This window comes from Mesorhizobium newzealandense (assembly GCF_042682145.1).
In the GTDB taxonomy this organism is placed as follows: Bacteria; Pseudomonadota; Alphaproteobacteria; order Rhizobiales; family Rhizobiaceae; genus Mesorhizobium; species Mesorhizobium newzealandense.
This window is the reverse complement of sequence record NZ_JBHUGZ010000015.1, coordinates 1-25609: the sequence shown is the minus strand read 5'-3', so window position 1 is coordinate 25609 and position 25609 is coordinate 1. Positions and strand designations below refer to the sequence as shown.

The 25609-nt window shown below is 60.1% G+C and carries 22 protein-coding genes and 1 pseudogene; 5 read left to right on the top strand and 18 right to left on the bottom strand.

The window, feature by feature from the left end; translation table 11 throughout:
* Window positions 1-2 precede the first annotated feature (2 nt).
* Together nodB and ACFSOZ_RS22700 are read right to left on the bottom strand one after the other, a co-directional pair.
* Window positions 3-659, bottom strand: a complete 657-nt coding sequence (gene nodB / locus ACFSOZ_RS22705) for a chitooligosaccharide deacetylase NodB (protein ID WP_095082094.1) — start codon at window positions 657-659, stop codon at window positions 3-5.
* Window positions 656-1246 (bottom strand): NodA family N-acyltransferase, encoded by a 591-nt coding sequence (locus ACFSOZ_RS22700; protein WP_095084247.1) that lies wholly within the window; start codon window positions 1244-1246, stop codon window positions 656-658. Before ACFSOZ_RS22700 ends, nodB begins: the two co-directional genes overlap by 4 nt.
* A gap of 252 nt (window positions 1247-1498) precedes the next feature.
* On the opposite strand from ACFSOZ_RS22700, the gene ACFSOZ_RS22695 reads away from it, so the two are divergent.
* From ACFSOZ_RS22695 to ACFSOZ_RS22675, 5 genes are all read left to right on the top strand, one after another.
* Window positions 1499-2416, top strand: a complete 918-nt coding sequence (locus ACFSOZ_RS22695) for a LysR family transcriptional regulator (RefSeq protein WP_095082092.1) — start codon at window positions 1499-1501, stop codon at window positions 2414-2416.
* Between the two features lie 716 nt (window positions 2417-3132).
* The gene (gene nifA / locus ACFSOZ_RS22690; protein WP_379101723.1) at window positions 3133-4908 is read left to right on the top strand and encodes a nif-specific transcriptional activator NifA; all 1776 of its coding nucleotides are present in this window, start codon (window positions 3133-3135) and stop codon (window positions 4906-4908) included.
* 338 nt (window positions 4909-5246) lie between these two features.
* Window positions 5247-6434: a hypothetical protein gene (locus ACFSOZ_RS22685; protein ID WP_379101708.1), complete on the top strand. Its 1188-nt coding sequence runs from the start codon at window positions 5247-5249 to the stop codon at window positions 6432-6434.
* Window positions 6424-7299 carry a tyrosine-type recombinase/integrase gene (locus ACFSOZ_RS22680; protein WP_206073677.1) on the top strand — a complete coding sequence of 292 codons (876 nt, stop codon included), beginning with the start codon at window positions 6424-6426 and terminating at the stop codon, window positions 7297-7299. The genes ACFSOZ_RS22685 and ACFSOZ_RS22680 overlap by 11 nt, the downstream gene beginning before the upstream one ends.
* A gap of 18 nt (window positions 7300-7317) precedes the next feature.
* The gene (locus ACFSOZ_RS22675) at window positions 7318-7527 is read left to right on the top strand and encodes a hypothetical protein (protein ID WP_206073676.1); all 210 of its coding nucleotides are present in this window, start codon (window positions 7318-7320) and stop codon (window positions 7525-7527) included.
* 450 nt (window positions 7528-7977) lie between these two features.
* On the opposite strand, the gene ACFSOZ_RS22670 is transcribed toward ACFSOZ_RS22675, so the two are convergent.
* The 16 genes and pseudogenes from ACFSOZ_RS22670 to ACFSOZ_RS22595 form a co-directional block, all read right to left on the bottom strand.
* A complete protein-coding gene (locus ACFSOZ_RS22670) occupies window positions 7978-8154 on the bottom strand; it encodes a DUF2087 domain-containing protein (RefSeq protein WP_245331018.1) in 177 nt (58 codons plus the stop codon).
* A gap of 498 nt (window positions 8155-8652) precedes the next feature.
* A complete protein-coding gene (locus tag ACFSOZ_RS22665; RefSeq protein WP_095082088.1) occupies window positions 8653-10554 on the bottom strand; it encodes an ABC transporter ATP-binding protein in 1902 nt (633 codons plus the stop codon).
* Window positions 10554-12407, bottom strand: coding sequence for an ABC transporter ATP-binding protein (locus ACFSOZ_RS22660; protein WP_245331070.1), 1854 nt, complete (start codon window positions 12405-12407; stop codon window positions 10554-10556). Before ACFSOZ_RS22660 ends, ACFSOZ_RS22665 begins: the two co-directional genes overlap by 1 nt.
* 69 nt (window positions 12408-12476) lie before the next feature.
* Complete coding sequence (locus ACFSOZ_RS22655; RefSeq protein ID WP_095082084.1) at window positions 12477-13397, bottom strand: SIR2 family NAD-dependent protein deacylase; 921 nt, start codon at window positions 13395-13397, stop codon at window positions 12477-12479.
* Window positions 13398-13437: 40 nt separating this feature from the next.
* Window positions 13438-13650, bottom strand: a complete 213-nt coding sequence (gene nifT, locus ACFSOZ_RS22650) for a putative nitrogen fixation protein NifT (protein WP_095082082.1) — start codon at window positions 13648-13650, stop codon at window positions 13438-13440.
* The gene (locus ACFSOZ_RS22645) at window positions 13647-13967 is read right to left on the bottom strand and encodes a nitrogen fixation protein NifZ (protein ID WP_379101706.1); all 321 of its coding nucleotides are present in this window, start codon (window positions 13965-13967) and stop codon (window positions 13647-13649) included. The genes nifT and ACFSOZ_RS22645 overlap by 4 nt, the downstream gene beginning before the upstream one ends.
* A 61-nt stretch (window positions 13968-14028) precedes the next feature.
* On the bottom strand, window positions 14029-14223 hold the full coding sequence (locus tag ACFSOZ_RS22640) for a 4Fe-4S dicluster domain-containing protein (RefSeq protein ID WP_095082078.1): 195 nt from the start codon (window positions 14221-14223) through the stop codon (window positions 14029-14031).
* A 33-nt stretch (window positions 14224-14256) separates the two neighbouring features.
* On the bottom strand, window positions 14257-15738 hold the full coding sequence (gene nifB, locus ACFSOZ_RS22635; RefSeq protein ID WP_095082076.1) for a nitrogenase cofactor biosynthesis protein NifB: 1482 nt from the start codon (window positions 15736-15738) through the stop codon (window positions 14257-14259).
* Window positions 15739-15976: 238 nt separating this feature from the next.
* A pseudogene (locus tag ACFSOZ_RS22630) lies at window positions 15977-16377 on the bottom strand (helix-turn-helix domain-containing protein); the annotation flags it as partial.
* Window positions 16378-16702: 325 nt separating this feature from the next.
* Window positions 16703-17002 carry a ferredoxin family protein gene (locus ACFSOZ_RS22625; protein WP_095082074.1) on the bottom strand — a complete coding sequence of 100 codons (300 nt, stop codon included), beginning with the start codon at window positions 17000-17002 and terminating at the stop codon, window positions 16703-16705.
* A 7-nt stretch (window positions 17003-17009) separates the two neighbouring features.
* Window positions 17010-18317: an FAD-binding protein gene (locus tag ACFSOZ_RS22620; protein ID WP_095084245.1), complete on the bottom strand. Its 1308-nt coding sequence runs from the start codon at window positions 18315-18317 to the stop codon at window positions 17010-17012.
* Window positions 18318-18328: 11 nt separating this feature from the next.
* Window positions 18329-19441, bottom strand: a complete 1113-nt coding sequence (locus ACFSOZ_RS22615) for an electron transfer flavoprotein subunit alpha/FixB family protein (protein WP_379101704.1) — start codon at window positions 19439-19441, stop codon at window positions 18329-18331.
* Between the two features lie 16 nt (window positions 19442-19457).
* On the bottom strand, window positions 19458-20309 hold the full coding sequence (locus ACFSOZ_RS22610; RefSeq protein WP_095082070.1) for an electron transfer flavoprotein subunit beta/FixA family protein: 852 nt from the start codon (window positions 20307-20309) through the stop codon (window positions 19458-19460).
* A gap of 183 nt (window positions 20310-20492) precedes the next feature.
* A complete protein-coding gene (gene nifW, locus ACFSOZ_RS22605) occupies window positions 20493-20873 on the bottom strand; it encodes a nitrogenase stabilizing/protective protein NifW (RefSeq protein WP_095082068.1) in 381 nt (126 codons plus the stop codon).
* A gap of 112 nt (window positions 20874-20985) precedes the next feature.
* Window positions 20986-21684 carry a homocitrate synthase/isopropylmalate synthase family protein gene (locus ACFSOZ_RS22600; RefSeq protein ID WP_379101702.1) on the bottom strand — a complete coding sequence of 233 codons (699 nt, stop codon included), beginning with the start codon at window positions 21682-21684 and terminating at the stop codon, window positions 20986-20988.
* Entirely contained in the window at window positions 21635-21940 is a 306-nt protein-coding gene (locus ACFSOZ_RS22595) for a hypothetical protein (RefSeq protein ID WP_379101721.1), read from the bottom strand. The genes ACFSOZ_RS22600 and ACFSOZ_RS22595 overlap by 50 nt, the downstream gene beginning before the upstream one ends.
* Between the last annotated feature and the right edge of the window lie 3669 nt (window positions 21941-25609).

Here is a 25609-nt window from a genome sequence, read left to right as displayed (position 1 = left end):
GATCAGTGATGTTGTGGAAGGGAGCGAATTTCATATCCGCGGTCGTGTAACGCCGGAATCAAACGGGACAGCGCCGTTGTGGTCTGGTCACGCAGATAGGCGTAAGCGCCAAGAGTCAGCTCGTCGGGAGGGCACCCGTCGTGCAAGAGCACTATTGCGCCAGGACGGACTGAGGTGAGCACTGCATCGACGATTGCATCGACGCCGGGGCGAGACCAGTCTCGTGGGTCAACCGACCAATGAAGGGGGGTCAGCCCAGCGATCTCCGAGGCAGTGATCACCTCTTGGCTCCAGGCCCCGTATGGCGCGCGAAAGTAGCGCACCGAGGCCTGCGGGCACGCCATCATGATGGCCAGGTTCGCGTCAAATATCTCACGTTGTACTTCCTCGAATCCGCATCGGGACAGATCCGTATGGGTCATCGTGTGATTGCCTACCTCATGCCCCTCTGCGATCATTCGTTGGATCAGTTCCGGCTGCTCTGCGGCGTAGGCACCGATGACGAAGAAAGTCGCCGGCACCCGATGTTGCGCCAGCACGTCGAGGATCTGCGGTGTGAAAAGTAGGTTAGCACCGTCATCAAACGTCAAATAAACGCTGCGATCGCTAACGCGGTCGGCGAACTCAAACGGCACTTCGGACAGATAGTTGGGGTTCATAGCTCTGGCCCGTTCCTGTCAATTATTGCACCCGTCGGCCAATCGCTCATCGGCCGCGTAACCGGTAAGACCACAACGAGCACGTCCTCAAGGCGCGTCGGCGGGAGGTCGGGATATACCTCTGCTTGGGTCGACCGTACGCGAACGCCCGACACAATGGTCGCCAAGTCGTCTCTGAAGAATCTTACAATATGGTTTCGCAGCGCGTGCCGAACCGTGCCGAAAGCGAATGGAACGCCAAGCTCCTGCAGCACTGGATAGACGACTCGGAACGAAAGGCTGATTCCGAGTCCTTCAAGATCCGGACGCACCCCGTACAATCCGAGTTCGCCCACCAGTTGATCGACTTCGCCAACCTTAATGAAGCGGCGTAGTAAGCCCATATGAGCCGCTACACCGCCCGAGTCATAGCCGATTGCACGCAACTCGGGTCTTGCTCCGGCCCAACTCCGATTGCCTGCAAATGGCTTCGCATTGAAGGCCCCAGTCGGTCCATAAGTCTTTCGGAAGAAGTCGGCGAGTTCGATGTGGTCGGCCAGTTGCAACTCATTTTCCCAGCACAACCTCCATCGTAGCTGTGAGCGCATGGAAGCCTCATCTTGGTTACGGTTTCTCGAGCTAAGCGCCCACGCAATTAGCTTGTCGCGCCGAGCCGCCGCGACGTAGCTTGCGCAGATCACCGACAAATCTGGTCGCAATGGACATGCGACGCGCTTGATGTTCCGCCCACATCAGAAGGTTTAGGGCTTCCATCCTTGGATACCCTATGCAAGGTTCTGCAAAATCGGTACAATCGTTTGTTTAGATGAAGCGCATACACGCTTTGGATGGCTTAAGACATGCGTTTCAAGGGTCTTGATCTGAATCTGCTCGTGGTGCTTGACGCGCTGCTGACCGAACGCAAGCTCACGGAGGCGGCACGCCGCATCAACCTAAGTCAGCCGGCGATGAGTGCGGCCGTCGCCCGGCTGCGCGATTATTTCCATGATGACCTATTTATCCTGAGCGGCCGCGTACGTATTTTGACACCGCGTGCGCAAGCGCTCGCCCCCGCAGTCCGTGACGCACTCCTGCAAATCCAGCGCTCGATTATTTCCCAGGACCCGTTTATCCCAGCTCAATCCGATCGGCGCTTCAGGATCATTCTTTCCGATTTCATCACACTAGTATTTTTTGGGAAGGTCGTGGAGCGTGTTGCCCGGGAAGCACCCTCCGTCAGCTTCGAATTGCTGCATGTCGACGACGAGCCGGATGAGCTTCTCCGGCGCAGTGACATCGATTTTGTAATTCTTCCGGATTTGTACACGTCGAGCGCGCATTCAAGAGTGGCGTTGTTCGACGAGAGGCTCGTGTGCGTGGGCTGCCCTACGAACAAACAGCTACCACGGCAGGTTACACTCGAGAGATATTTGTCGATGAGGCACGTTGCGGTCAGGTTCGGGCGCGCGCTGAGGCCCTCTATCGACGAATGGTTTTTCCTTGAGCATGGTCTTAAGAGACGTGTCGAGGTCGCCGTGCAGGGCTTCAGCATGATTCCGCCCATGGTGTCAGGCACAGATCGTGTAGCGACCATGCCGTTACGGCTGGTTAAGCATTTCGAAAAAACGTTCCCCCTGAAGATCATTGAACTCCCGCTGCCGCTTCCCACATTCACCGAGACCGTCCAATGGCCCGCCTTTCACAACAGTGATCCGGCAAGCATCTGGATGCGGGAGATGATGGTGCAGCAGGCGTCCCGGATGGCTACTCCAACGTGAGATCACGGGAGGTCGCAGAGTTCCTGGGTCTACTGAGCGTCTCCCACCGACTCCCGGGTCATAGCCCATGTCGGATGAAACCGATGCTAGCGGCAAGTGCGCCCGCGAGGTCGTCTAGCGCCGAGTTTCCTCAGGAAGCCAATCATCTCCACCACGGTCGTCTCTGCCGTGGCCTGTCAGGCGCCAGGCCAAGGCCTTCCTTTAACCAGAGCCACTCCAGCGAGACCCGGGCCTTCGTTCCGAGTGCGTACGCCCCTTTTTCGAGTCCTGGAGCGGATGCCGTTATGGCGCAAAATGGGCAACTGCCAAGAATATCGTATTTTATCTGGGGAGAGACTCCTCAGCGTTGCGCCGGCGGCTTGACGTGCCGGAACTGCATAAGCAGCAAGATTTTGAGACCGACAAGAGAAATGTATTGACCTGATAGAATTCTATCAGAGCGCCGAGTATCCTTTCACAAATGAAAGGATAGCTCGATTGACTATCCTCCCTCGATCCGGTCACTTCGTCAACGTGCGGTTGCGCCTGACAGAAGCCGAGATGGCGGCCCCGCCTTAAGAGGAAAACCAAGACATGCGTCAGGCAATGCCCCGCTTGGCGGGCAATCGGATGGTGGCGCCCCAACTTCATGTCAGGGCCATTTTCGCGCTTGTCCGAAACGTCGCAGCTGCACCCTGCAACGGGCATTGTTTTCAAAGCGCGAGATCGAGGACGACATGCATCACAACATCGGCAAACCCGAACAAAGGGCCAGGAAGACGCCGTCGTGCGACAAGGACGCGCAAGGGGCTAACGCAAAGCCCGAGAAGAACGACGTGATCCCTGGTGTGCAGCCGTACGAAAGCGCGTTTACCGGGATCTCCGAAATATCGAAAGTACTCGCCGCTCCCTCCCGACTCGAAGTGGCTTTGGCCAAAACTCTCAAGCTGCTGCGCTCGTTTGTGCGGATGCAACACGGCATCATCTCTTCGTTCAACGGTGACGGCGTACTGGACATTGCCGTAAGCACCGAGTGGGACGAGAGCAGCGATGAGCGCTACCGCAGGCGCCTGCCGCGCAAGGCAATCGATCAGATTATGACGACCGATACGCCGCTCGTCGCCGAGAACATAGCGCTGCATTTGGCCTTCAGTGCCGCCGATATTGAAATGCTCGGGGCCTCAGACACCGTAGCAGTGTCGTTCATCGGCGTTCCCATTCGCGTGGATGCGAACGTCGTGGGCACCCTGACCATCGACCGCGCCCTGGACAATGGGCCAAGGTATCCGCCCGATTGTGATGTCCAGCTGCTCACCGTTGTCGCCACCCTGGTGGGACAGACCATTAAGTTGCATCGTTTGTCCCCCGGCGACCGCGCGCGACCGATGGCGGAGGGGGAACGGTTGCAAAAGCAGCCTGCGCGGGAGCGTAAGAAGGTTTACGTCAAGGGGATGATTGGCGACAGTCCAGCGCTAAACGCGCTGCTTGAGAAGATAGCGGTGGTTGCCAAGGCAAAGAGCACGGTTCTGATACGAGGCGAATCCGGTACCGGGAAGGAATTGGTTGCCAGGGCCCTTCACGAGTTGTCGCCGCGCGCCAAGCGACCCTTCGTCAAACTTAATTGCGCGGCATTGCCTGAAACAGTCCTGGAATCCGAATTGTTCGGCCATGAAAAGGGTGCCTTCACCAGCGCGTTCAATTCGCGCAAGGGACGGTTTGAGCTCGCTGACAAGGGAACGTTGTTCCTCGACGAAATCGGCGAGATCTCGGGGTCGTTTCAGGCAAAGCTCCTGCGCGTTCTCCAGGAGGAGGAGTTTGAGCGCGTCGGCAGCAACCAGACCGTTAAGGTCGATGTTCGCGTGATTGCCGCCACGAACAAGAACCTGGAAGAGGCGGTTGCAAGGAACGAGTTCCGCCGCGACCTCTACTATCGCATCAACGTGGTTCACCTGCAGGTGCCGGCGTTACGGGAAAGGCGCAGTGATATTCCGCTCCTCGCGGCTGAGTTTCTCAAGAATTTTAGTGATGAGAACGGCCGTACGCTGACCTTCGATCCGAGTGCGATTGAGGTACTGAAGAACTGTGAATTTCCCGGCAACATCCGTGAGCTCCAAAATTGCGTGCACCGGGCAGCGGTCTTGGCGGCGGGCCCATCTATCTTCAGAAAGGACCTTGCCTGCTGCGACGGTCAGTGCTTTGCCGCGGCGCTGTGGAAGGCCTCGCTGCAAGCTGAGCCGATCGTCCCGGTGCCAGTGAAGTCGAGCACGCCGCCGTCCGACGCCACCGGTTCGGCCGCCCTTGGGGTCCCGCCTCCCATAGGCGAGCTTGCGCCGTTAGCGCCTGCCGGCCCAGCCTACTTAAATGGCGCGAGGGTGACTGATGCCGATCGTGTCATTGCGGCTATGGAAAAATGTGGCTGGGTCCAGGCAAAGGCGGCGCGCCTGCTCGGGCTGACGCCGCGCCAGATTGGGTACGTGCTGAGGAAATATGGCATCGAGATCAAGCGTCTGTGAAAGGACTTTTAAGCGAAATCGACAAATCAAGCGTTGGTGGTTTGGGGAAGCCCGAGCCGCTCCATCGCGTGCATTTGAAAAGGTCTGCATGCTGAACCAATTGAGGGGTGCGCGTCATGATCGAGGGCGCCGCCACGGCACACCCGCATCCTTCAGGTCCTGCATAATCCGAGATATGCCGGCGCCTTCGTCTACGGTCGAACGCGTGGACGGCCCCGGGCCGGGCGGTGGCGTTTCGCAGATCAAGGTGGATATGGCTCGGTTCGTCATCCCCGACATGCATCCAGGTTATATCGCCTGGGAGTGCTTTAGGGCCAACTAGGAGCGTCTCACCACCAATGCACAAGCCTATGGAATGCAGCGCCGCGCCGGACCGGTGCGCGAAGGCAGCGCCTTGCTCCAGGGCCGCGTTCTCTGCGGCCCTGTGCGGCGAGCGCATGGGAGTTCATTATAGCCAAGAGCACGGCAAACCCGTCCCGACCTATATCTGCCAGGAGACCGCCACCCGTCGTGGCGGCAAGGTATGCCAGTCCGTGCCCGGCAAAGTCGTCGACCCCGCGGTGGGTGCATTGCTTGTCGAGCTGATGACGCCGATGACCCTTGACGTCACCCTGGAGCGGACGCGTCATGACGCCGAGCTCGCCCGGCGCCGCTACATGAAGGTCGATCCCGCCAATCGCCTCGTTGCCGACACTATCGAGGCCGAGTGGAACGAGAAGCTGCGGCCCCACACCGACGTCGTCGAAGACTATGAACAACGCGCGCCCGAGCAAGCCGCTGCCCTCGATGCCGAGACGCAGCAACGCGTCCGCGATCTTGCCGAGCAACTCCCGCGGATCTGGAGCGATCCCCGCATCGACATGAGTGAGCGCAAGCGCATCCCGCGTCTGCTGGTGGCCGACGTCACCCTGGTCAAGGCCGAGAGGATTATCGCAAACGTGCGACTATCCGGCGGGGCGACCCGCACCTTGACGCTGGACCGGCCCTTGCCGATCGCCCAGATCCGCAAGTTCAAGCCTGAGCTCGTCGCCGATGTAGACCGCTTGCTCGACCGTCATTGCGATCGCGAGATCGCCGATATCTTCAATGAACGCGGTCTGCGAAGCTGGGAAGGCAAGCCGTTCAACTCAAGAAGATCGCCTTCATCCGTGGGGCCTACAACCTGCCCGGCCGTCGCCAGCGCCTGCGGGATTGTGGTCTGCTCATCACCCAGGAAGTGGCCGAACACTTCGCGATCGCCGAGACCACGGTGCATCAATGGGGGCGCCAGGGCTCATCACCAAAGTCTGCAGCGACAATCTCAACCGTGGTCTGCGGGATACTCCTTCCGGCCTCACGATTATCAAAGGCCGCCCGGGTCCGAACGCCGTTCCCGCCCGCCGTGCCTTAATTACCGCTCCATCAACCGGACAGGACTCATTATGAAACATTCAACCCAGCGCTATTTGCAGATGACGCCGGATCTCCTCGAGGCGGCCAGCGAGCGCTTTGCACCGTACGCGATGGAGGCCAACCATGACGGATAAAAACCTCCTTGGTCCGTGGATTCGTCGGTTTCTACTGGAACATCTTGTCGCCGAGCGCAATCTTTCCCGCAACACCCAAGCCAGCTACCGCGACACGCTGGCTCTGTTGCTGCCGTTCGCTAGCAAACAGGAAGGCTGTGCCATCGATTGCATGACCGTCGAAGAGCTGACGCCGGAAGTCGCCCGTAAGTTCCTGGACCATCTGGAACGTGATCGCCGATGCAGCGATGCAACCCGCAACCAACGGCTTGTGACCATTCATTCACTGGCTCGCTTCATCGGCACGCGGTCGCCGGTCCACCTGGCCTGGTGTTCCGAGATAAGGGCAATCCCATTCAAGAAGACCGCAAAGGCCGCGATCGGATATCTCGAAGAGGCCGAGATGGATGCGCTTCTCGGTCAACCCGACAGGCGTACGACTCTGGGGGCGCGCGACCATGCTCTGCTGCTATTCCTGTACAACAGCGGTGCTCGCGCGGATGAGGTAGCAAAATTGACGGTCGGCAATCTTCAACTGGGCGCGTTTCCTTCAGTGCGTCTTCATGGCAAGGGGAACAAGATCCGGATCTGCCCATTGTGGCCAGCGACGGCAACATCGCTGGCCCGCCTGGTGATCGATCGGGATAAAAGCGATGCAGTCTTTCTTGGGCGGATGAAGGAGCCTCTGACGCGGTTCGGAATACACCGCGTCGTGACGCAATATGCTGCCATGGCAAGCAAAGCCGTTCCGACCCTGACCAAGAAGCGCGTCAGCCCCCATACGATTCGGCACACGACAGCCGTCCACCTCCTGCGTGTAGGTGTCGATATCAACACGATCCGCGTTTGGCTGGGCCATGTGTCGTTGGACACCACGCACATCTAAGCCGAGGTGGATCTGCAAATGAAGGCCAAGGCGTTGGCCAAGGTTGATATCAGCAGCCTGAAAAAGCCCCCACGTCAACGATTCCCTGCCGTCATTGATGGCATTCCTGAAAGCATTGTAGTGCAATTGCCATCGCCGTTCTTCTTTATGTGGCGGCTTGGGCCGAGGAAATCACCGAGAGCCTTGGCTCACCCCTGCAGCCGCAACATAAATCTGGCCGCAACATAACGACTGCAGCCATAGCCGCCGGGATGGACGGCGCGATACGGCGAGCATTAGCGTGCCCCGGCTCTTCAGTTCCAGCGCCAGCCCCGCCCATTCGGCTCCGGAAGCCGCCGCAGGCCCTGCTTGAGCCCGCCCTGGCGAACAGCCGGCGCTCAAGCGCGTCGTCGGTCAGCTCGCCCGGCAGCGGCCAGTTCAACCCCGCCGGAGCTGCACGCTTCAGATTATTATCCTGCACGGTGCTGCGCGCTGTGCCCAGCCTCTGGGCGATCTCTCGGGCGCTCGTTCCGTCACCCGCAAGCCGCAGCATCTGTCGTAAATGTCTCATGGTCAGCCTTCTCTTTGCCGGCATTACGCGTCTCTTGTTCCAAAGGACCGTCATGCCAAAGTTGCTGACCCAGGTGCTCCTTCTCAGGCTTCAAAGTGGCCGGATATTAATCGGAATGGTGGCCAGCTTCACGTCGGAACGGCGGCCGGCTTCAAGCTAGAATGCCCGGCCGGATATGTCGGAATCTGCACGTAAACCTTTCCGTCGTCGGTGCGCTCGATGATGCCCCAATCGATCAGCCCGGACAGATCGTCATGCACGCGCTTCAGGTGCTCGATCAGCTCCCACCGCTTGGGGCTGATCACCGTGAACAGCTGCGAGGGCGAACTGAATGTGAAGGTTCCGAAGGGATACCCGTTCGCATGGCCTTCTTTGCGCGCTCGATGGACTCTACCAGAACGGCATCGGCATCGCTGCGGACCTGGATACGCGCTGTTTTCATGACTGCTATCGCCTCAAAGAAGCCGCTGAAGCCTTTGCCCGGGAAACAAAGTCAAACTAACAAATCCACATCTGTCCTGCCTTGCGGGTGGAGGAGTTTGACTGACCTTAACCGGGGGAATATTGAAGTGACCCGCGGGGACACATCGCGCATGGTCCAGCTTCGGGATGGACTGCTGTCGAGACTGATCAGCCCGGAGACGCCATCGCGAATCTGCGAGATAGATGCGACGCAGCCTGGCCGCCGAGCCCGATCATGTAGCGCGGCCGCCGACACTATCGCCGACGAGCACGCCAGGTCCAACGATCTCGTCGGCCTCAACCAGATGGAACGGTTGAGGCCGACAGCGGCCGACTTTACATCAGGTCCGGGACCCCCCTAGTGCGGTGGTATCGAGTTTTTCTTCGGGAATGTCGTCGAAGGATGCGTAGTTAAGATTGTAGAGTTTGGAATAGAACCCACCCATGGCCATCAGTTGGTCGTGGTTGCCGGTCTCAATGACCTGGCCATTCTGAAGTACAATGATGCGGTCGGCACCACGGATTGTTGCAAGGCGGTGGGCGATGACGAGGCCAGTGCGGTCTTCAAGAAGTTTTCTCAGAGCCTTCTGGATCAGGATTTCCGTGTAGCTGTCGATGTTGGCGGTGGCCTCATCAAGAACCAGGATCTTGGCGTCGGCAACGAGAGCGCGGGCGAAACTGATGAGCTGGCGCTGGCCGAGAGAAAGGTTGCCACCGCGTTCTCCGATTTCGGCTTCATAGCCGTTGGCAAGGCTCATGATGAAGTCGTGGGCGCAGACCGCCTTGGCGGCCTCGATGACCTTGTCGCGCGTGGCGTCGGTCTTATGGTAACGAATGTTATCGAAGACCGTCCCCGTGAATAAGAACGGCTCCTGCAGCACCATGGCGATTTGGCCGCCGAGCGATTCTTGGGTGAGATCGCGCACATCATGTCCGCCGACCAGCACCTGGCCCTGCTGAACATCATAGAGGCGGCGGACGAGGGCCATCGCACTCGATTTGCCAGAACCGGTTGGCCCGACCAAGGCGACCGTCTCGCCGGGATCGACCCGGAAGGAGACATTTTTCAGCACCGGATGGTTGGGTTCGTAGCCGAAGGTGACGTTCCTGAATTCGACCGAGCCGCCCATTTCCGGCGAAAGCACCCTGGCACCCGGTTTGTCCTGTACCTCGATCTTGACGTCGAGCACATCGGTCAGGCGCTTGCCGGAGGCCATGGCACGCTGCATGACCGAATATTGCAGGGTAAGTGAGCGAATTGGGTCAAAAAAGCGCTGGATGTAGAACAGGTAGGCGACCAATACGCCCACATCGATTCTACCATTCATGACCATGGAGCCGCCGACCGCGATCATGACGGCCATGGCCAGGCCGGTGAGGCCATCGACGATCGGGACCATGACCTGTGCACACCTGGCAGCGATCAGGTGAGCCCTGAGGTTGGCATGTGCCTTATCGTCATAGAGCATGAAATTTACCTGCTGACGGTGCATGGACTGTATGGTACGCACGCCGTGAATGGCTTCGGCTAGCGCGCCATTGACGACCGAATTGGTCTCATGTGCGGCCATGAAGGCATGGCGGGCACGCGGCAACCAGACGATCCGGATGATCAACAAGGCCGGCAGGACAGAGAGCGTCAGGAGGCCGAGGCGGAAGTCGAGGTACAACATCACGAAAACAATGCCGAAGAGAAGCGCAAAATCGGCTACGGAATAGATTGAGGTTTCGAGGAATTCGTGGATGGCGTAGACGTCGCCTTGAAGGCGGGACATCAGGCGTCCGACCTCGGTCTTGTCCATGAAGGAGAGCGAAACCTTCTGCAGATGACCAAACATGGCGCGGCGGATATCGAAGAGGACGTTCTCGGTCATTTTCCCCACCGCGGTTTCCTGTGTGTAGGCGGCGCCGAAATTAACCACAATGGTGAGGCCGAACGCCTCGGCGGCCGCAAGCAGGGCGGAGCGATCAGCGCCAGCCGAAGTCATGGCGTGGTCGATCGCGTAACGGATGATAAGCGGCATGAGAAGCTGCGTACCGGTGAAGATCATCAATGCGGCGACGGAGATGATTACCATAGCGCGGTAGGGGCGGACGAAGGCCCAGATGCGCCGAACGATGTTGTTGTCGAAAGCCCGGCCGAACATCTCCTCCTCGATGCGATGGGAGCCGACGACCGCGCGCGGGGGGCGCCTGCCGTCATTGGTTTCGGTTTCGGGTTCGCTGACATGCCCCTTGGCCATCAGGTCACGCCTCCATTCGCGATCGCGATGTCATCACTGGCGCGCAACTGGAAATCGTGCAAGGCGCTATAGCGTCCTCGCTTGACCAAGAGCTCTTGATGGGTACCGCGCTCGACGATCTCGCCGTTGTCGACAAAAAGGATCTGGTCGGCGTGCGTGAGCAAACTCAGCCGGTGGGCGATGATGATCGTAACCCTATCCTTGGCGAAACGTCGTATCGCCGCGCGGATGCGCTGCTCGGTGGCCCCATCGATCGCGGCCGTTGAGTCGTCGAAAACGACGATTGATGGGCGCAGCATCATCGTGCGAGCTATCGTGAGACGCTGGCGCTGGCCGCCCGAGAGAGAGGCGCCGCGTTCGCCGACGACCGTCTCGTAGCCTGATGGCAGGCTAAGGATGTAGCTGTGCAGCTGGGCGGATTCGCTGGCGCGCTCGATCCGCTGTTCCCTCGCCCAGGGATCGCCGTAAGCGATGTTGTTCTCGATCGTCGTGGTGAAAAGGAATGCATCCTGCTGTGCGACGGCGACCATCTTGCGAAGCGTCGCGAGGGTGACCCCGCGGATGTCATGCCCGTCAAGCGTGATGGCGCCCCCGCTCACGTCGTAAAAGCGGGCAATCAGATGAGCCATTGTCGATTTGCCGGAACCCGGCGGACCGACGATCGCGATCGTCTCGCCCCTGCGGGCTTCAAAGCTGATATTCTTCAAAATGGCGCGGTTTTCGGTACCGGGATATGCAAACGAGACATTGTCGAACCGCAGAATGCCTTCACTGATCTCGAGCGGTCTGGCGCCGGGAGCATCCCTGATCGTGATATCCTGGTCGAGGAGAGCGAAGAGACGCGAACCGCAAGTCGAAGCGCGGGCGAAGGCATTGACCATCAGACCGATCTGGCGGACGGGCATTTGCAGGATCGTCATGAAGGTCAGGAACGTCGCCAGCGTCCCGACCGTGATATCGCCGGCGATGAGCTTGTTGCAACCGATCCAGAGCACCAACCCCATGGCGAAAAAAAAGGAGAGGGTCATTGCCGATGTGTTGGGCACGGAGACGTCAACCTGGTGGTGTGCGCGGTCGAGCGCGTTCTTCGAGGCGCGGTCGAACTTCAGCATCTCATAAGCCTGTGCCGAAAAGGCGCGGACGACCCGGATGCCTGCGAGATTTTCCTCCATCACGCGGCTCAGGACCGAAAGCCGCTCCTGCAGGTCTAGCCAGGTGGCGCGCAGCCTAAGGTGTGTGACCGACGAGCGCCAGGCGACGAAAGGTACGAAGCTCAGCGCGACCAGGCCGAGCACCGGGTCGGTTGAGATCATAGTGTAGGCGCCGATCCCGATCAGCATGCTGAGCAAGAGCACGCGAACCAGTGCGTTGGAAAAATACGTCCGCACGCCGTCAAGATCGAGAATGCCGAGCATGATCAGATCACCTGAATGCACGCGATCGTGATAGGAAAAGCTGAGACGCTGGATCTTGTCGTAACAAGCGAGCCGCAGTTCGTACGCGACTTGATGCCCGACGGCTTCGGCAAAATAGTTCTGCGCCATCGTGAAGAGGCCGCGTAGCGCGCTGACACCGAGCAGCAGCAGAGCCGGGGTCCAGAGCGCTTGTTCTGCCGTGGTCCCCGTGACACCGTCCCCGATCGCTATCTGGGTCTGGTCGACAGCCCGCCCGAGAAGCTGGGGAATGAGCAACTGGAGGATTACTGCTCCGATCGTGGAACCGAAAGCGAAGGTGACCTGCCGAGGGTGCCGCAAGTTCATACGCGTAATGCGCAGCAGCGTATTCAAGCCTCGCCCCCGGCGGGTCGCCTCCGCATGGGTGGCCGAATTCAGAGCGTTCGTTGCTGTGCCAATGGCATTGCTCACGGGTGTGTTCCCGACTGAATTTTGCCCCCTTGACGGCAAGCCGGACGGCTTTCCATATCAAAGGCGTCCGCGAAGTTGATCCTGGCCATCTGCTGCAGTGCGCGCTCCGACAAGCCGAGCCACCGCTTCGCTTGCTGACATATCGATCACCGTGATTCCGCTTGCCGCCAGAAAACGGGCTTCGTTTCTGGTCAGCGTTTGCGCATCCATTACCGTGCAATGTGGGCCTATGGAGCGCTTCAAGATCTGCCTGGCATAGGTGCGCAGCATCTGATCATTGAAGCGGCAGCCGAAAAAGAAAAGACCCCGATCGTTGCGCCGTTCCTTCACCGCGTCTGGGATCGGGGTCTGAATATCGATTTCGGTAAGGACTTCGACATAGTCGGAATCCGCCACTAGGAAATTTGCCGCCGGCCTAATGCTGCCGTGAGGTGTATAGAGGACCGTCTTTGCCACCGATCCGGATTCGAGTTCGTTGCCGGACAAATCATACGTTTTCGTCCAAATGTCACCGAATTCGTTCGCCCGAGTTACGCCTTGTATCTCGACGACGTCCGTTCGGCCGGCATCTGCGAGGGCCGCCCGCATGGCGCCGTCGTACCAGCTGTCGATGATGAGGGAGAGCGGCAGCGTTGCGAGCCAGGCGTGGAGGACAGTCGGCGCCGCCGGCGCTGCGAAGATCTCGGCCATCCATGTTTGAAGTGTGCGGCGGTGCCGGCGCTGTTCAATAAACTGCGCGACCGACCACATATTGGTGCGGATCTTGGAAGGTGCTGGCATCCTCGTGTTGAGCGCCGCGGCGACGGCTTCCGAGGTAAACGGTACAGTCGGCTCCGCGGAGCTCAGCCGGAGAAGGCCCGGACCGAGATACGGGATCACCTGATCGGCGGCTAGCGCTTGCTTCGCAAGCTCAAGCAGCTTTTCGGCAAAGCTGTCCCGGACAATGACGAGGTGCCTCGAGGGTGGGATCGTGTTCATGCTCGCTTCCTCTGGTCGCGCTCTCTATCAATCCGCGGCATTAGTCCTCGTCGGAGATCTTCCTTGCCTCGACGGTGATCGGCAAAGGCGTATCGCGTGGAAGGTCGGGTAAAACGAATCGCCAGCCGTTTTTGAGCGTCACGGCCCCGCCCCACAACGCTTCCTTCTCGAGTTTGACGATCGGCTCTTCGAGATCCTTCTTGGGGATATACGCCGACAAGCCAGCGCCGGTCCTGCGGATCATTACTTTCATCTGGCCGTTCCTTCATTCACAGTGCTGTCGGTCCTGCTCGGAGCCTCGACCTTGTCGAGGCTCATCAGTTCACGCGCTCGCATGCCGACCACCGTGCCACGATCGATCCACTCGACCGCGTAGATGAAGAACTGCTGGAGAAAGGTGCCAACATCGCGCACATAGCCCTCGTCGCCCTTCCGCACGAGGTTTTCGCCGATCTGCCTGCCAGGAAAGGTGCCGTCATTCTTTATGTGGCGCGTGGCACGGACCCGCTCACCCGGCTCAAATCGTGGAGGTTGGTGGATTTCGACCCCCTGTTCGCGTCCGAGCCCCATGGCCGTTCCTTCCTTCTTGAGGTGTCAGTTTGTTGATAAAGGCGTTTCAGGCCACCGGATATCAAGCAGGAACGCAGGTCTTCGGCATAGGGCACACCGAGGCGCATTGCTGCGTATCGAAGGCCCCCTCGCATTCGGTGCACTTGTCCCGCTCGATCACGTAGCTCTCGCCCTTGAATTCGATCGCGCCTGAGGGACATTCGAACTCGCAAGCGCCGCATTGAGTGCATTGGGATGCGATGATCTTAAAACTCATTGTAACTCCTGGTTCGGTTGGGAATGAGACGGCTCAGGCCGTCGCCGCCAGCGGTTGGACGCTAAGCTCGGCGGCGTAAAGCGCGCTGATTGCCGTCTCGATGTAGTCATGCCCGTAAGCGTCGCTCGCTCGGATTCCAGCTTCCGCGAGTTGATCCTTTGGACAATCTCCGATCTTGGCGCACAGCACGATGTCTATGCCCCCCAGAGCAGCGATGATTGCTGCGAGGGTGCCTTTTTCGCCCCAGCCGCCGAGGCAATACTGCTCGACCTTGCGATGCCCGACGAAGGTGATCCCGCGCGGCGAGGCTTCATAAATCTGGAATTCCTTCGCATGGCCGAAATGATCGTTGACACGGCCGCCGCCCTTGGTCGCAACTGCCACAAGAAGGGACTTGCCGGAACCTGCTGCCTTGAGCATTCCGATCGCCTTGCTTCTGGCCGCCATGTGATCGCGGCGCTCGTGCGCGACCACCTCGCGATAGGCCTCGCGCTTGCTGGCGTCGTAGGTGACCTCGGTGGGAATTCGGTCGAGTGTGAATTCCTGGCCATCATCCTCGCCGATCAGGCCGACGGCATCGGCCCGGCATTGCCGGCAATGGCGCATCAACTTGGCGCCGCCTTCGAGACGATCCTGGAGGGCCTTGAGTTCCGTTGCATTGGGGCCGCGTTGCCCGGTCAGGCCGTAATGCGTACCGTGCGCGGGGTCGGAAATCAGGGGCATGACATTGTGCAGGAACGCCCCGCGCTCCTTGACCCATTTATTTACCTCGATCAGATGCTCGTCGTTGACGGCGGGGATCACCACCGAGTTGATCTTGGTCAGGATGCCGCGCGCGCTCAGCATTTCCAGACCCAGCATCTGCCGCTCGTGCAGGATCCGGGCGGCTTCGATGCCGGTGTATCGGCGGTGGCCGTGAAAGATCCAAGGATAGATCTTTGCACCGACTTCCGGATCGACCATGTTGATGGTGATCGTCACGTGATCGACATTCATGTCGGCAAGCTCGGCGACGCGATCCGGTAGCGCGAGTCCATTGGTCGATATGCACAGCTTGACGTCGGGGATCTCTCTGGCGACTCGCTCGAACGTTGCCTTTGTCTTCTTCCAGTCGTAACAGGCGTCGCCCGGTCCGGCGATGCCGAGTACCGAAAGCTGCGGCACTTCGTTGGCAACCGCGATCACCTTGCGTAGCGCCTGGTCGGGAGTGAGCTTTTCCGAGACGACTCCGGGCCGGCTTTCGTTGGCGCAGTCATATTTGCGATTGCAATAGTTGCACTGGACATTGCAAGCCGGCGCGACCGCAACGTGCATGCGCGCAAAATAATGGTGGGCTTCTTCTGAAAAGCAGGGATGATCCTTGATTCTCTCCCAGACAACCGGATCCAAGTCGTCTGGCTTCTCCGACGAGCCGCAGGATGGCGATGTGCAGCCAGCCGATTTCGCCGTCGCCAGCAATTGGTCGAAAGTCGTCGTGCTGGTCAGGGCCTCAAGCGAAACGATCGGTGCGGGCATCGAACGGCTCCGTTGCTGGTGGACGTCGCAGCTGGAAGCGCAAGAGCCATGCCAGCTCAAAGAGCGGTTTTAATTCACGAATTGGCTTTCCGTGTCGAATTCTGTCGTTTTGTTCGGACAGCGTTTTGTCGGCATTCCGACAGGCGGACAAGCGGATCGGGGCCGCGAAGGCAAGCGTGTCTGAGCCACAGTTCAGCAGCGCTGATGCAGCCCGCCATTGCAGGTCATCTGATCTCTGGAATTTCTTCACCTTGATGCCATACCGGCGCAGAGCGTAGCCGATTTGCCGCGGCGTGAGGTCGAGGATACGGGCGGCCTTTGCCTGAACCCAGCCCACCTTCTCCATAGTGTCGATCAGCCGGTCGCGCTCTGTCAGACGCAGGGCTGTCGCTGGGCAAGCAGGGACGATACCTTGTCGTGTGGAGTGCCGATGCGGCTGGCCAGCAGCCCTGATCCAGCCGGCAAAATGTTGCTGCGTGACAGCCCGTCGATTGCATTGGCGCCATGCGAACTCTCGGCTGCTTTCCACAGGAGCGAAGAAAGGCATTGACTATTCGTGCAGGCGAAGTCCGACGAAGTGATTGTCCATGACCGAGCAAGTGTAGCCGTCCATTGCACGCAGTTTTCCAGCTCGCGCACAGCAGTGTCCAGGACAACCACTGCTGCGTGGCGCATTTGCAGAAAGGACGGGAGGACCTTCACAACGTTGGCGAGCGTAATCTCCAGCGGAGCTGGCGCAGTCAGAACCTTCGATATCTCATAAATTCCCTGAGTGAGAGATCGGCTTTTGTGCATGGTTTTGAGGGCCGGTTCCGGCCCGATGTCCGGAGGACCTCCTTCATCGAACCGATCCCGCAGCATATGGGCCATCGAAACACCTCAGCGGTTATCCAGGATACTCCTCCCAAGCGCGCCTTGGTCGTTTGAACTCCAGTATTCATTTGAACAGTGCGGGCGCCGCCGATCATCCGAACTTGAAGAGGACACCGAAGCCGCCGCGCGGATAGTTCCACTCGATCTCACCGCTGGCCTCGCACAAAATCCGGCAGGTGCCGCACTCCATGCAGCCATCGGGGGTGATCTCCACTTGGCCTGCGTCGTTCAACTCATAGCATTTGGCCGGGCACACGCGGGTCAGGGCGAGAAGGTTCGGGCTCGGCTTCTCGTGCGGTCGCACTTTGATATGCGGGCGGCCAGGATCGACCAAGTAGCGGTTGTGGTAAAGCTTGTCCTCGACGCGTAACTTGGTCACTGCCATCGTCATCTCTCCCTCAGCGCCACGCGCATGCTAGGCGGACCGCGTCGCTGACCAGCCCCCAGCGCGAACGAGCCTTGACGAAGGCGGCCGTGGTCGCTTTTTCCTTGTCGATCTTAGGGGTGCCGTCGACGCGCAGGAAGTTCTGCGCGGCCTTGGACAGCAATTGCGGATATGTGGTGAAGAAATTGCACGAATTGGTATGAAGCAAGGCTGGCATGTCCTTGTATTTGCGCAGATCTTTGACCACGAATGAATTGTCAAGCATGATCTTGTAAAGAGATAGGTTCCGTTTAGTCATTGGATGACTGCGCCTCTTGAGCTGAACGATTGCCTCAGCCGCGATACGGCCGGAGGTCATGGCGAGGTTCGAACCCTCGCGATGGATGGCGTTGTTCAACTGCGCGGCATCGCCGACCACCACCCAGCCGTCGCCAAAGAGCTGCGGAATCGCCTTGTAGCCACCTTCGGGAATGAGATGCGCGGCATATTCTTTGACCTCGGAGCCGGCGATCAGCGGCCGGATCGAAGGATGGTTTTTGAAGGCGTCAAGGAGAGCGTAAGGGCTCTCCATCGCTGCGGCGAAATCGGAAACGAGGCAGCCGACGCCCAATGAGATTGACTCCTTGTTGGTATAGAGGAAGCCGAGCCCGGCCATGCCGTGGGAGATCGTGCCCACCGCCTCGATCACACAGCCTTCATCGCCGTTGAGGCCGAACCGCTGCTCGATGACCTCTTCGGGCAGGAAATGCATCTCCTTGACGGCGAGCGCCACGGTTTCTGGTTTGGGCATCGATCGCAGGCCGGCCCGGGTGCCAAGCAGCCCGCACACACCTTCTGCGAGAACGACCACGTCCGCGCCTATTATTCCGCCGCTCCGATCTGTGCGGACGCCGATCACCCTATCCCTGCCATCTCGGACGAGCTCCGTCACGGTCGTCTCACAAAGAACCGTCGCGCCAGCCTCGCGCACCTTGCGCGAAAACCATTTATCGAACTGTGCGCGGATGATCGTATAGCGGTTCGGCTTCGCCTCATTGAAGTGGTCCGACCGGTGGTGAATCCCGGTGTGGGAGGTGTCGTCCATCACCCAAAGCCGCTGTTCGACCAGATGCCGCTCGAGAGGCGCATCGTCCCGGAAGTCCGGGATGATCTTCTCCAGCATGTTCGCGTACATGATGGCACCCTGGACATTCTTGGAACCCGGATATTCGCCGCGCTCCAACTGCAGCACCTTCAGGCCGTGGCTTGCCATGGTGTAAGCAGCCGCGTTACCGGACATGCCGGCCCCGATGACAATGGCGTCGAATTCTTCCTCGATCATGTCCATCTTCCTTAACTCGCTAGCTTGTCGCGACTATGCGGCGACAGCCGCCGGGTGAAGGCTTCCGTCAGTGCGGGCAGGAAGCGGATCGCATCAGTGACGATTCCAAGGTGGGCAAAATCGAAAATCGGCGCGTTCGGATCGGTGTTGATGGCGACAATGAGATCGGCGCCCTCGACGCCAACGCGATGCTGGATGGCGCCGGAAATCCCGGCCGCGATGTAAAGCTTCGGCCGGATGGTCTTGCCGGTTTGGCCGATCTGCCGATCAGCCGGCATCCAGCCCTTCTGGACCAGCGGGCGCGAACAGCCATGTTCGGCGCCGATCGCGCGCGCGAGATTCTTCACAAGCTGCAGATTCTCCGCGCCGCCGAGACCAAGGCCTCCCGCAACCACGACATCGGCATAGGCGAGATTTGCCTTTGCCGACTGGCTATCCGGCAGGAACCCGAGGACCTTGGTGACGATCTCATCCTCGGCTAACCACAGCTTGTGCTCGATGACACGACCTACCGGCCTGTCGGCGCGCTGCGGCATGGGCATGACCCTGGGACGCACTGTCGCCATCTGCGGCCGGCAATTGAGCGTATAGATCGTGCATAGCAAGGAACCGCCGAAAGTCGGACGGGTCGCGGCGAGCGATCCGTCTGTATCCACGTCCAGTTCGGTGCAGTCGGCCGTGAGCCCCGTATGTAAAGTCGTCGCCACGGAGCCGGCAAGATCCCTGCCGAGCGTGGTCGCGCCCAGCAGAAGGATCTCCGGTTTGTGGGTATCGACCAGATCCGTCATCGCCTTGGCGAAAGGCTCGTTCCGATAGTCGGCCAGCAACGGTGCCTCGACGAGGTAGACCATGTCGGCTCCATAAGCGAAGGCCTCGGCAACGGCGTTGCGGGTGGCTTCTTCAGGCGGTCCGAGCACGACGCCCGCAAGCTGGACGCCAAGCTTGTCTGCCAGCTTGCGGCCTTCGCCGAGCAGTTCCACGGATACGGGATGAACCTGGCCGCGTTCGAGCTCAATGAAAACCCAGACATGCCGATGGTCCTTGAAACGGTCAGGCAGTTCCTTCTTTATGCCGGCACGGCCGGCGGCAGGGCGAGGAGGGGTTTCTCGGTTCGGGGTCGACATCGTCTGCTCCTTGCCCTCACGCGTCGTTGTTGAAGGCGAGTTCGTGTGCCAATTCCGGCTGCCGGGTGAAGAGTGCGGCGACGAGTTCGTCAGCGAGATCGCGCGGCGTCTTCTCCGCGGTTTCGATACGCTCCGCCTTTTCCGCCCGTGGGGTCGGGGCGAAAACACGCTTGACGACCGTCGGCGAGCCGCGCAGGCCGCATCTGGTGAGGTCCTCAATGCCGGCCTCGGCCGCACTCCACTTCACGACTTGGCTGCGCGCTGCGCACAGGGCGTCCTGAAGCGAACCCCGGCGGATCTCGTTGGTGCCTTCCAGCATGGCGACAAGGCAAGGAAGTCTGCTCTTAAGCAACTGCATGCCGCCTTCGCAGCGGCGCTCGACATTGATCTCGCGCGCAGCGAGATCAATGGAGGCGATCTTCGCGACATAGGTGAGTTGCAAGAGACCGAGGCGCTTGGCGATGCCGGGTCCGACCTGGGCGGTGTCACCATCGATCGTCTGCTTGCCGGTGAAGACGATGTCTGGCGTGCCGAACGTCTCGCCAACCTTGGCGATTGCTTGGGAAAGAGCGAAGGAGGTCGCCAACGTGTCGGAGCCGGCAAAATAGCGGTCGGTCAAGAGCACCGCGCGGTCGGCCCCATAACTGAGCGCCTTGCGCAGCGCGTTCTCTGCCATTGGCGGACCCATACTGAGCACTGTGACCTCGCCGCCATAAGCGTCGCGTAGCCTGAGCGCTTCTTCGAGGGCGAACAGGTCGTATGGGTTGATGATGGTCGGCACACCCTGACGCATGATCGTATTCGTCACCGGATGGACGCGTATCTGTGCCGAGTCCGGCACCTGCTTGATGCAGATTACGATGTGCATTGGCGGTTTCTCTAGGCTCCTGTCCGGATGCGGGCTTTGCGGTCGTCTCCTTCGCGCATCATTCATGCCAATCATTTGCGCGCCGCTCTTGCCGGAAATTCGGTTGGTTGCTTCTGAAGGCTTCGTCGTGATGACCCCCATTTGTCGACTTGGCGACATTGTTGCGTCGCATCCGTGTCGCGCTCATTCCTTCCCGAACCGTTTCAGCATGGACTCGAACGGGACGAAGGTGCGGCCCGGCGTAGCAGGTTTGTCCGGATCGTGGTCTTTGAGCACCTTGAACACCCTGTGCGTGAGCGGCGAGGAAATCGCGAAGTCCTGGTAGGCGCGCTCCAGCGTGCCGCGGACCCGCGCAGCGATCACCGAGTCGGGCAGTTCGGAGAGATCTTCGCTCGCAAGGTATTGGCCCATCCGCCTCATGATATGGAGCCGCGAGACATTGAGCACCTTGGGGTCATAGGAAACGCCAAGGATGGCGAAGAACTCCTCCGCAGCCGACAGGCCTTTCAGCCGCGCGAGGATATCCGTGAGATCGAAGGGACGGCCGTCAGCGGAACAACTCATTGCATTCTCCAAGGTCGGAAATTGTGTGCGATGGCGGAGCGGCTTTTTGCGCCACAAGCCGCGGCTGCTATCCTGGCGGAACGGATGGCGAGGAAAAACGACATCGTCCGCCTCAGTGGAATGCAAGGCTTCGGCCAGCCGTCTCGCTGCGCAGTCTATCGTAGGGCTCGACCAGTTGAGCTGCGGTGACGGTCGATTTGATCTCGGCTGCCATGCGGCGGACACGGGCAACCATCGCGGCTGCCAGATCCGGGTCGAGATCGCGGCCGCTTTCGCCCAGCACATGAGCAATCGCGGTGGCGCCGGAATGCTTACCGATGACGATACGCCGGCAGCGGCCCACGAGAGCCGGATCCAGTCCCTGATAGGTACGCGGGTCCTTCAGCATCCCGGCGACGTGAATGCCGGATTCGTGAGTGAAAACATCGGCGCCGACAACCGGCTTGATGGCTGCTGTCGTCCGCCGGGCGACCTGCGTCACCTGGGCCGCCAAGGCGGGCAATGCGGCCAGCTCTAGGCCCGTGTCTGGGCCGCCGAGGACCGCCATCGCGGTAGCCACCTCTTCCAGCGCGGCATTGCCGACGCGCTCGCCGAGCCCGAGAACGGTGACGGAGGCATGGCGCGCGCCGGCGCGTATCGCGGCCAGCGTGTTGGCGGCAGCGAGGCCGAGATCGTTGTGCCCATGAAATTCTATATCGATAGGAGACTGCGCCGCGACCTGGGCGACAGTTCGAAAATCGAAAACACCATGACCGGCATGTTCAGCGCGTCGAGACGATTCCTGCGGGATGACGCCTTGCCGATCGTCCATTGGTCATGGCTGCCGCGATCTCGACGAGCTTCGGCACCTGGCCCGGACGCCCGCGCATCTCGCAAAGCATTCGACGATGCGCTCCGAAGGCAGACTGTGGGGGCGGACATGGCGGCAAGGCAGGCGCGAATCTCGCACCGGTCTGCGGCTCCGGCATAGCTGCGCACACGTCGGGCCGTGATCTCGGGCCAAGGCCGCCCCGGCGCAGAAGCGTCAGCGAGGCTACTTTCCCGGGCTCGGCCAACGCCATCAGCATCGCCACCGCACCGCCCATCGAGTGGCCCACGAGATGAAACGCGCTTCAGCGCACGTTGCGAGAGATCGGCGAGAGCACGGCTCTTGCGCCACCTTTAGGCCAGGACACGTGCGTCGGGGCAAAATCGAACGACAACACCAGCCATCATGCCCCGGCAGTCAAGTAGGCCAGCGGTGCGCGTGGGAAGGCAGTACCAGGAGAGGGAAAATGACAAATTCGAAATGACCTCTGTGCGCCAGACATCGTCGGCAGCGCCGAACGAAAAACCATGCAACAGGACGATGACCTTCGAGCCACACCTGTCGGCAGGCAAAAAAGCCGATGTCGGTCAGTGAGCTGAATCATTTGGTTATTGAACGGGATGCGGGCGACACCAAACTTTGGCTGAAGTGCATCTCTTATATGTGCTGGCGTAGCCGTAGATGACGCAGTAAATCTTCGCGCATTTGTACGGGGTTACGCGGACGGAAGTCGGCGACCACGGCATTCGCGACATCGTGAGCGCAGGATACATATGAGACACGGCGCGCTCAGGATCCTGCTGAACCGTCGAGTATGCTGTCACGCTTGCGTTGCCGAGGCCGGCGGCTGCGCAGGGCTGCGACCAAGACCGGTCGGTCAGGTCGGCTGGATAGCTTATTTGCCGCTCGACGAGGTCGCGCGCGTTTCTTTTGGATCGGCGGCTAAATTTTAGGGAATCTCGGCGTTCAGTCGGCCAGTCCAGCGTGCTCACCCAGATGTCACCTGTCCGCCCGCACTGGCGCCGTGATCAAGCCGCGCGCCACGCGTAGTGCGATTTCGTTGCCGTGGTCCTCAGTAGCACATGCTGGCCGCGATCGGCTTGTTTCATGTCGCCGAGCATGAACTCACCGACGAACAGTTCCCATAGTCCCACCATTGTGCGAGTGGCCTGGCTGAAGGTCTCCGCAGCATGGGCAAGGTATCGGCGGTCCCTCCGCGTATCGGCCGGCGAAGATCAGCCCGTAGCCGTAAGCGGCAGCCATGCCGAGATCGTAGGGATTGACGTTCGTAGCCTTGCGGAGCCAGCGGATCGCTTTCGTCCGTGTTGCCAAATGGCATGCGAACTGACGTAGCCGTAGGAGCGATGCGCATACGGACTGGTCGGCCCCATCTGCACCGCCGCGATGGGCGAACTCCACTGCTCTTTCAACATCGATCGCATGGTGCGGATAGCATATGATCGGAGACTCGCTTCGAGATGTCAGGGAGGCAACGCTCCGACTAGACGAGCGAGGATATTTCGTCCCGACCATTGACCAAGGTTTCGTAGGCACGCGATAGGCATCGCATCATGGGTCCGGCGTAATCTGGTCGAGATAATAGATATGTACGTTGTAGCAGCAGGCATTGCGGCAGACCGTGTTGGCGACGCGCGGAGTCATGCTCGATATAGTTGTAGAGATCGTGCCCGAAGGCGGGAGAAGGGCTCGAGTGCTCAGACATGTCAGGGCGATACGGTCTAATCGACCGCGGACTGGTGCGCTGTCGGCAGAGGGTCCGATTGCGTGACAGACGCACCCGTCCGACGCCACATGCTTTGCAGTTCGATACGAGATATCGCCTGCGTTCGGTCGCAGGCAGTGATGTCGCAATATGAAACTGGTGGCATACCGTCGGCCCGAGCGATGTGACGGTAATCTTGATCGCGGCCGAAACGATGAAGTCGATCGATATGGAAGCGCGCTCAGGCCGATGCGCGCGCATGCGGACGCGGCGACACGCACCGGCACTCGGCGGCCTCTGGCCTGAGATGTCGCATATGGACAAACCCAGCAGGCCGGCGTCACACGCCCGTTGCCGCATGGCACGAAGCTGCCGGTTGCGCCGGCATGTCTCGAGCGGCGACCGCGCATCGTCGCCGCCGGCCATGCAAGCGGACTGCTAGCGTAGACGAAGGATATGCAGCACACCCAACATGGCGAAGGACCAGGGTGACGAGCGCGATCAGAAGAAGCGGAGATGGTGGGACGCACCACCGAGCAGGCGTACGCGACAGACCAGGGCGACGCAACCGGCGATGCCCGTGTCTATATATGTGCGGCGTTGGCGCGATCGATGAGTCACTGTTTAAAAAGTACAGGTGGCGGCGCCATCCAGCGTGAGTTCGGGGATAGCCACCTACAGCCGGGCAGACGGTATGGCGATTCAATTCGTAGGCAGGGACATAGCCGCCGCGCGGAAGTAGCGGCTGCGGACAGATGCTCTGGCAACGCCCTCATGGCAAAACTATAGCTGCAGAAGTGTCGCGTCTGCAGTTGGCCTGCCGGCGCCTGAACCCGCACACGGCGTCGGTGGACGGATCGAAATCGCCGTCCTTGCCGGAAAAACATCCATAGGCGATGGAGAGAAGCCCTTGAGCCTGTCGGCTCGGCCGGCTTGTTCGCGTGAGTCGACTAAGAGAACGCACAATAGCTTTGCGCGGCGCGTCGGATCGTAGCCCGAACAGTTGTTTGCGCTGGTCAAGCAGCAGTCGGCGCAGTGTCTGCGCACTGCCCTGCCGGGCGAGGCAGGCGTGGCATGCTGCAAGTGGTTCGATCCTCTCGAAGTCGGCACAAGGTTGTAAGGTGCGATCATATAGTTCCCGCACCAGCCACACAGTGTACACTCCGATTATGGCGATCACGTACGCACCGATTATTCTTCGGTGGTTATGGCCCGTGTAGAACGGCCGCAAAACGTGGCCTGGTCCGCACGCCGGACCGCGGCGCGCCTCCGGTGCCGTGAACGGCAGCGAATGAATGGCGGACGACAAAAACGCGTTTCCGGTCTTCGTGCCGAGGGGCCTTAAATGCGCGTCGCGTTTTGAACGGAAGGTCAATCTGCGCGCTTACAGACTCAGCCTTGCCTTGCGGCCCACGATACACGGTTGGCGGCGCGACACCACCGCTTCCAGCGAGCGGCAGACGATGTGTGGTGTTGTGATGCCGGCGCCTGACAGCTGCCACCGGGATGATTCTCATCTCGACATAGGAGATGCTCGAGGACGTTCGAGCGCGCTGCATCGAGTGCTCGGAATAAGTCGAGCACACCGACATCTATCGACGCCGAGAGATGGCGCGCGACAGCGAGCATCGACGAAGTCCCGATCGATCGGGCCGGTGCCTGGTGCCGATATCGTCACCTCCTTGCTCGTTGTCGTAAGGATGACAGCCTCGCCGACGCGACGCGGCCCATTGTCTCGGTGCTGGATAGGTCGTGGTGATCGCGATAAATTTCACCCGCGCAGGCCCGGCTGTGTCGACATAGGCTCGAGGAAGCGCTCAGTAGATGCTGCCTAGCGGCACTTCTTCCTATGCCCTCGGCGTGCGGTGATCGCCTGGATCTCCTGGCATGAACTCGATCATGCACAAATTGCCGGCGCAGCAGGTTGAGGCGTAGTCGGCCTGCAGCACATCGCGATGCCCGCCCTTGCCCGACTGCGACGTTGATGCGGATGATCGCTGTCGTAAGCTGCGGCAACATCGGCCGGATCGATCGGCAGATAGAGGCACTTCCCCACAGGCTCGTGTTTGGCTTTGTCTTCAGCGCCTGTCATGCCCTTGGTTGATGGCATCCTGTGCGAGCCGGAAAGCGGTGTTAGACGAGCTCGCGGACATAGGGGTTGGCGTGCGGGGATCTTCACTGGTTCGAATATTCGTAGACATCCTT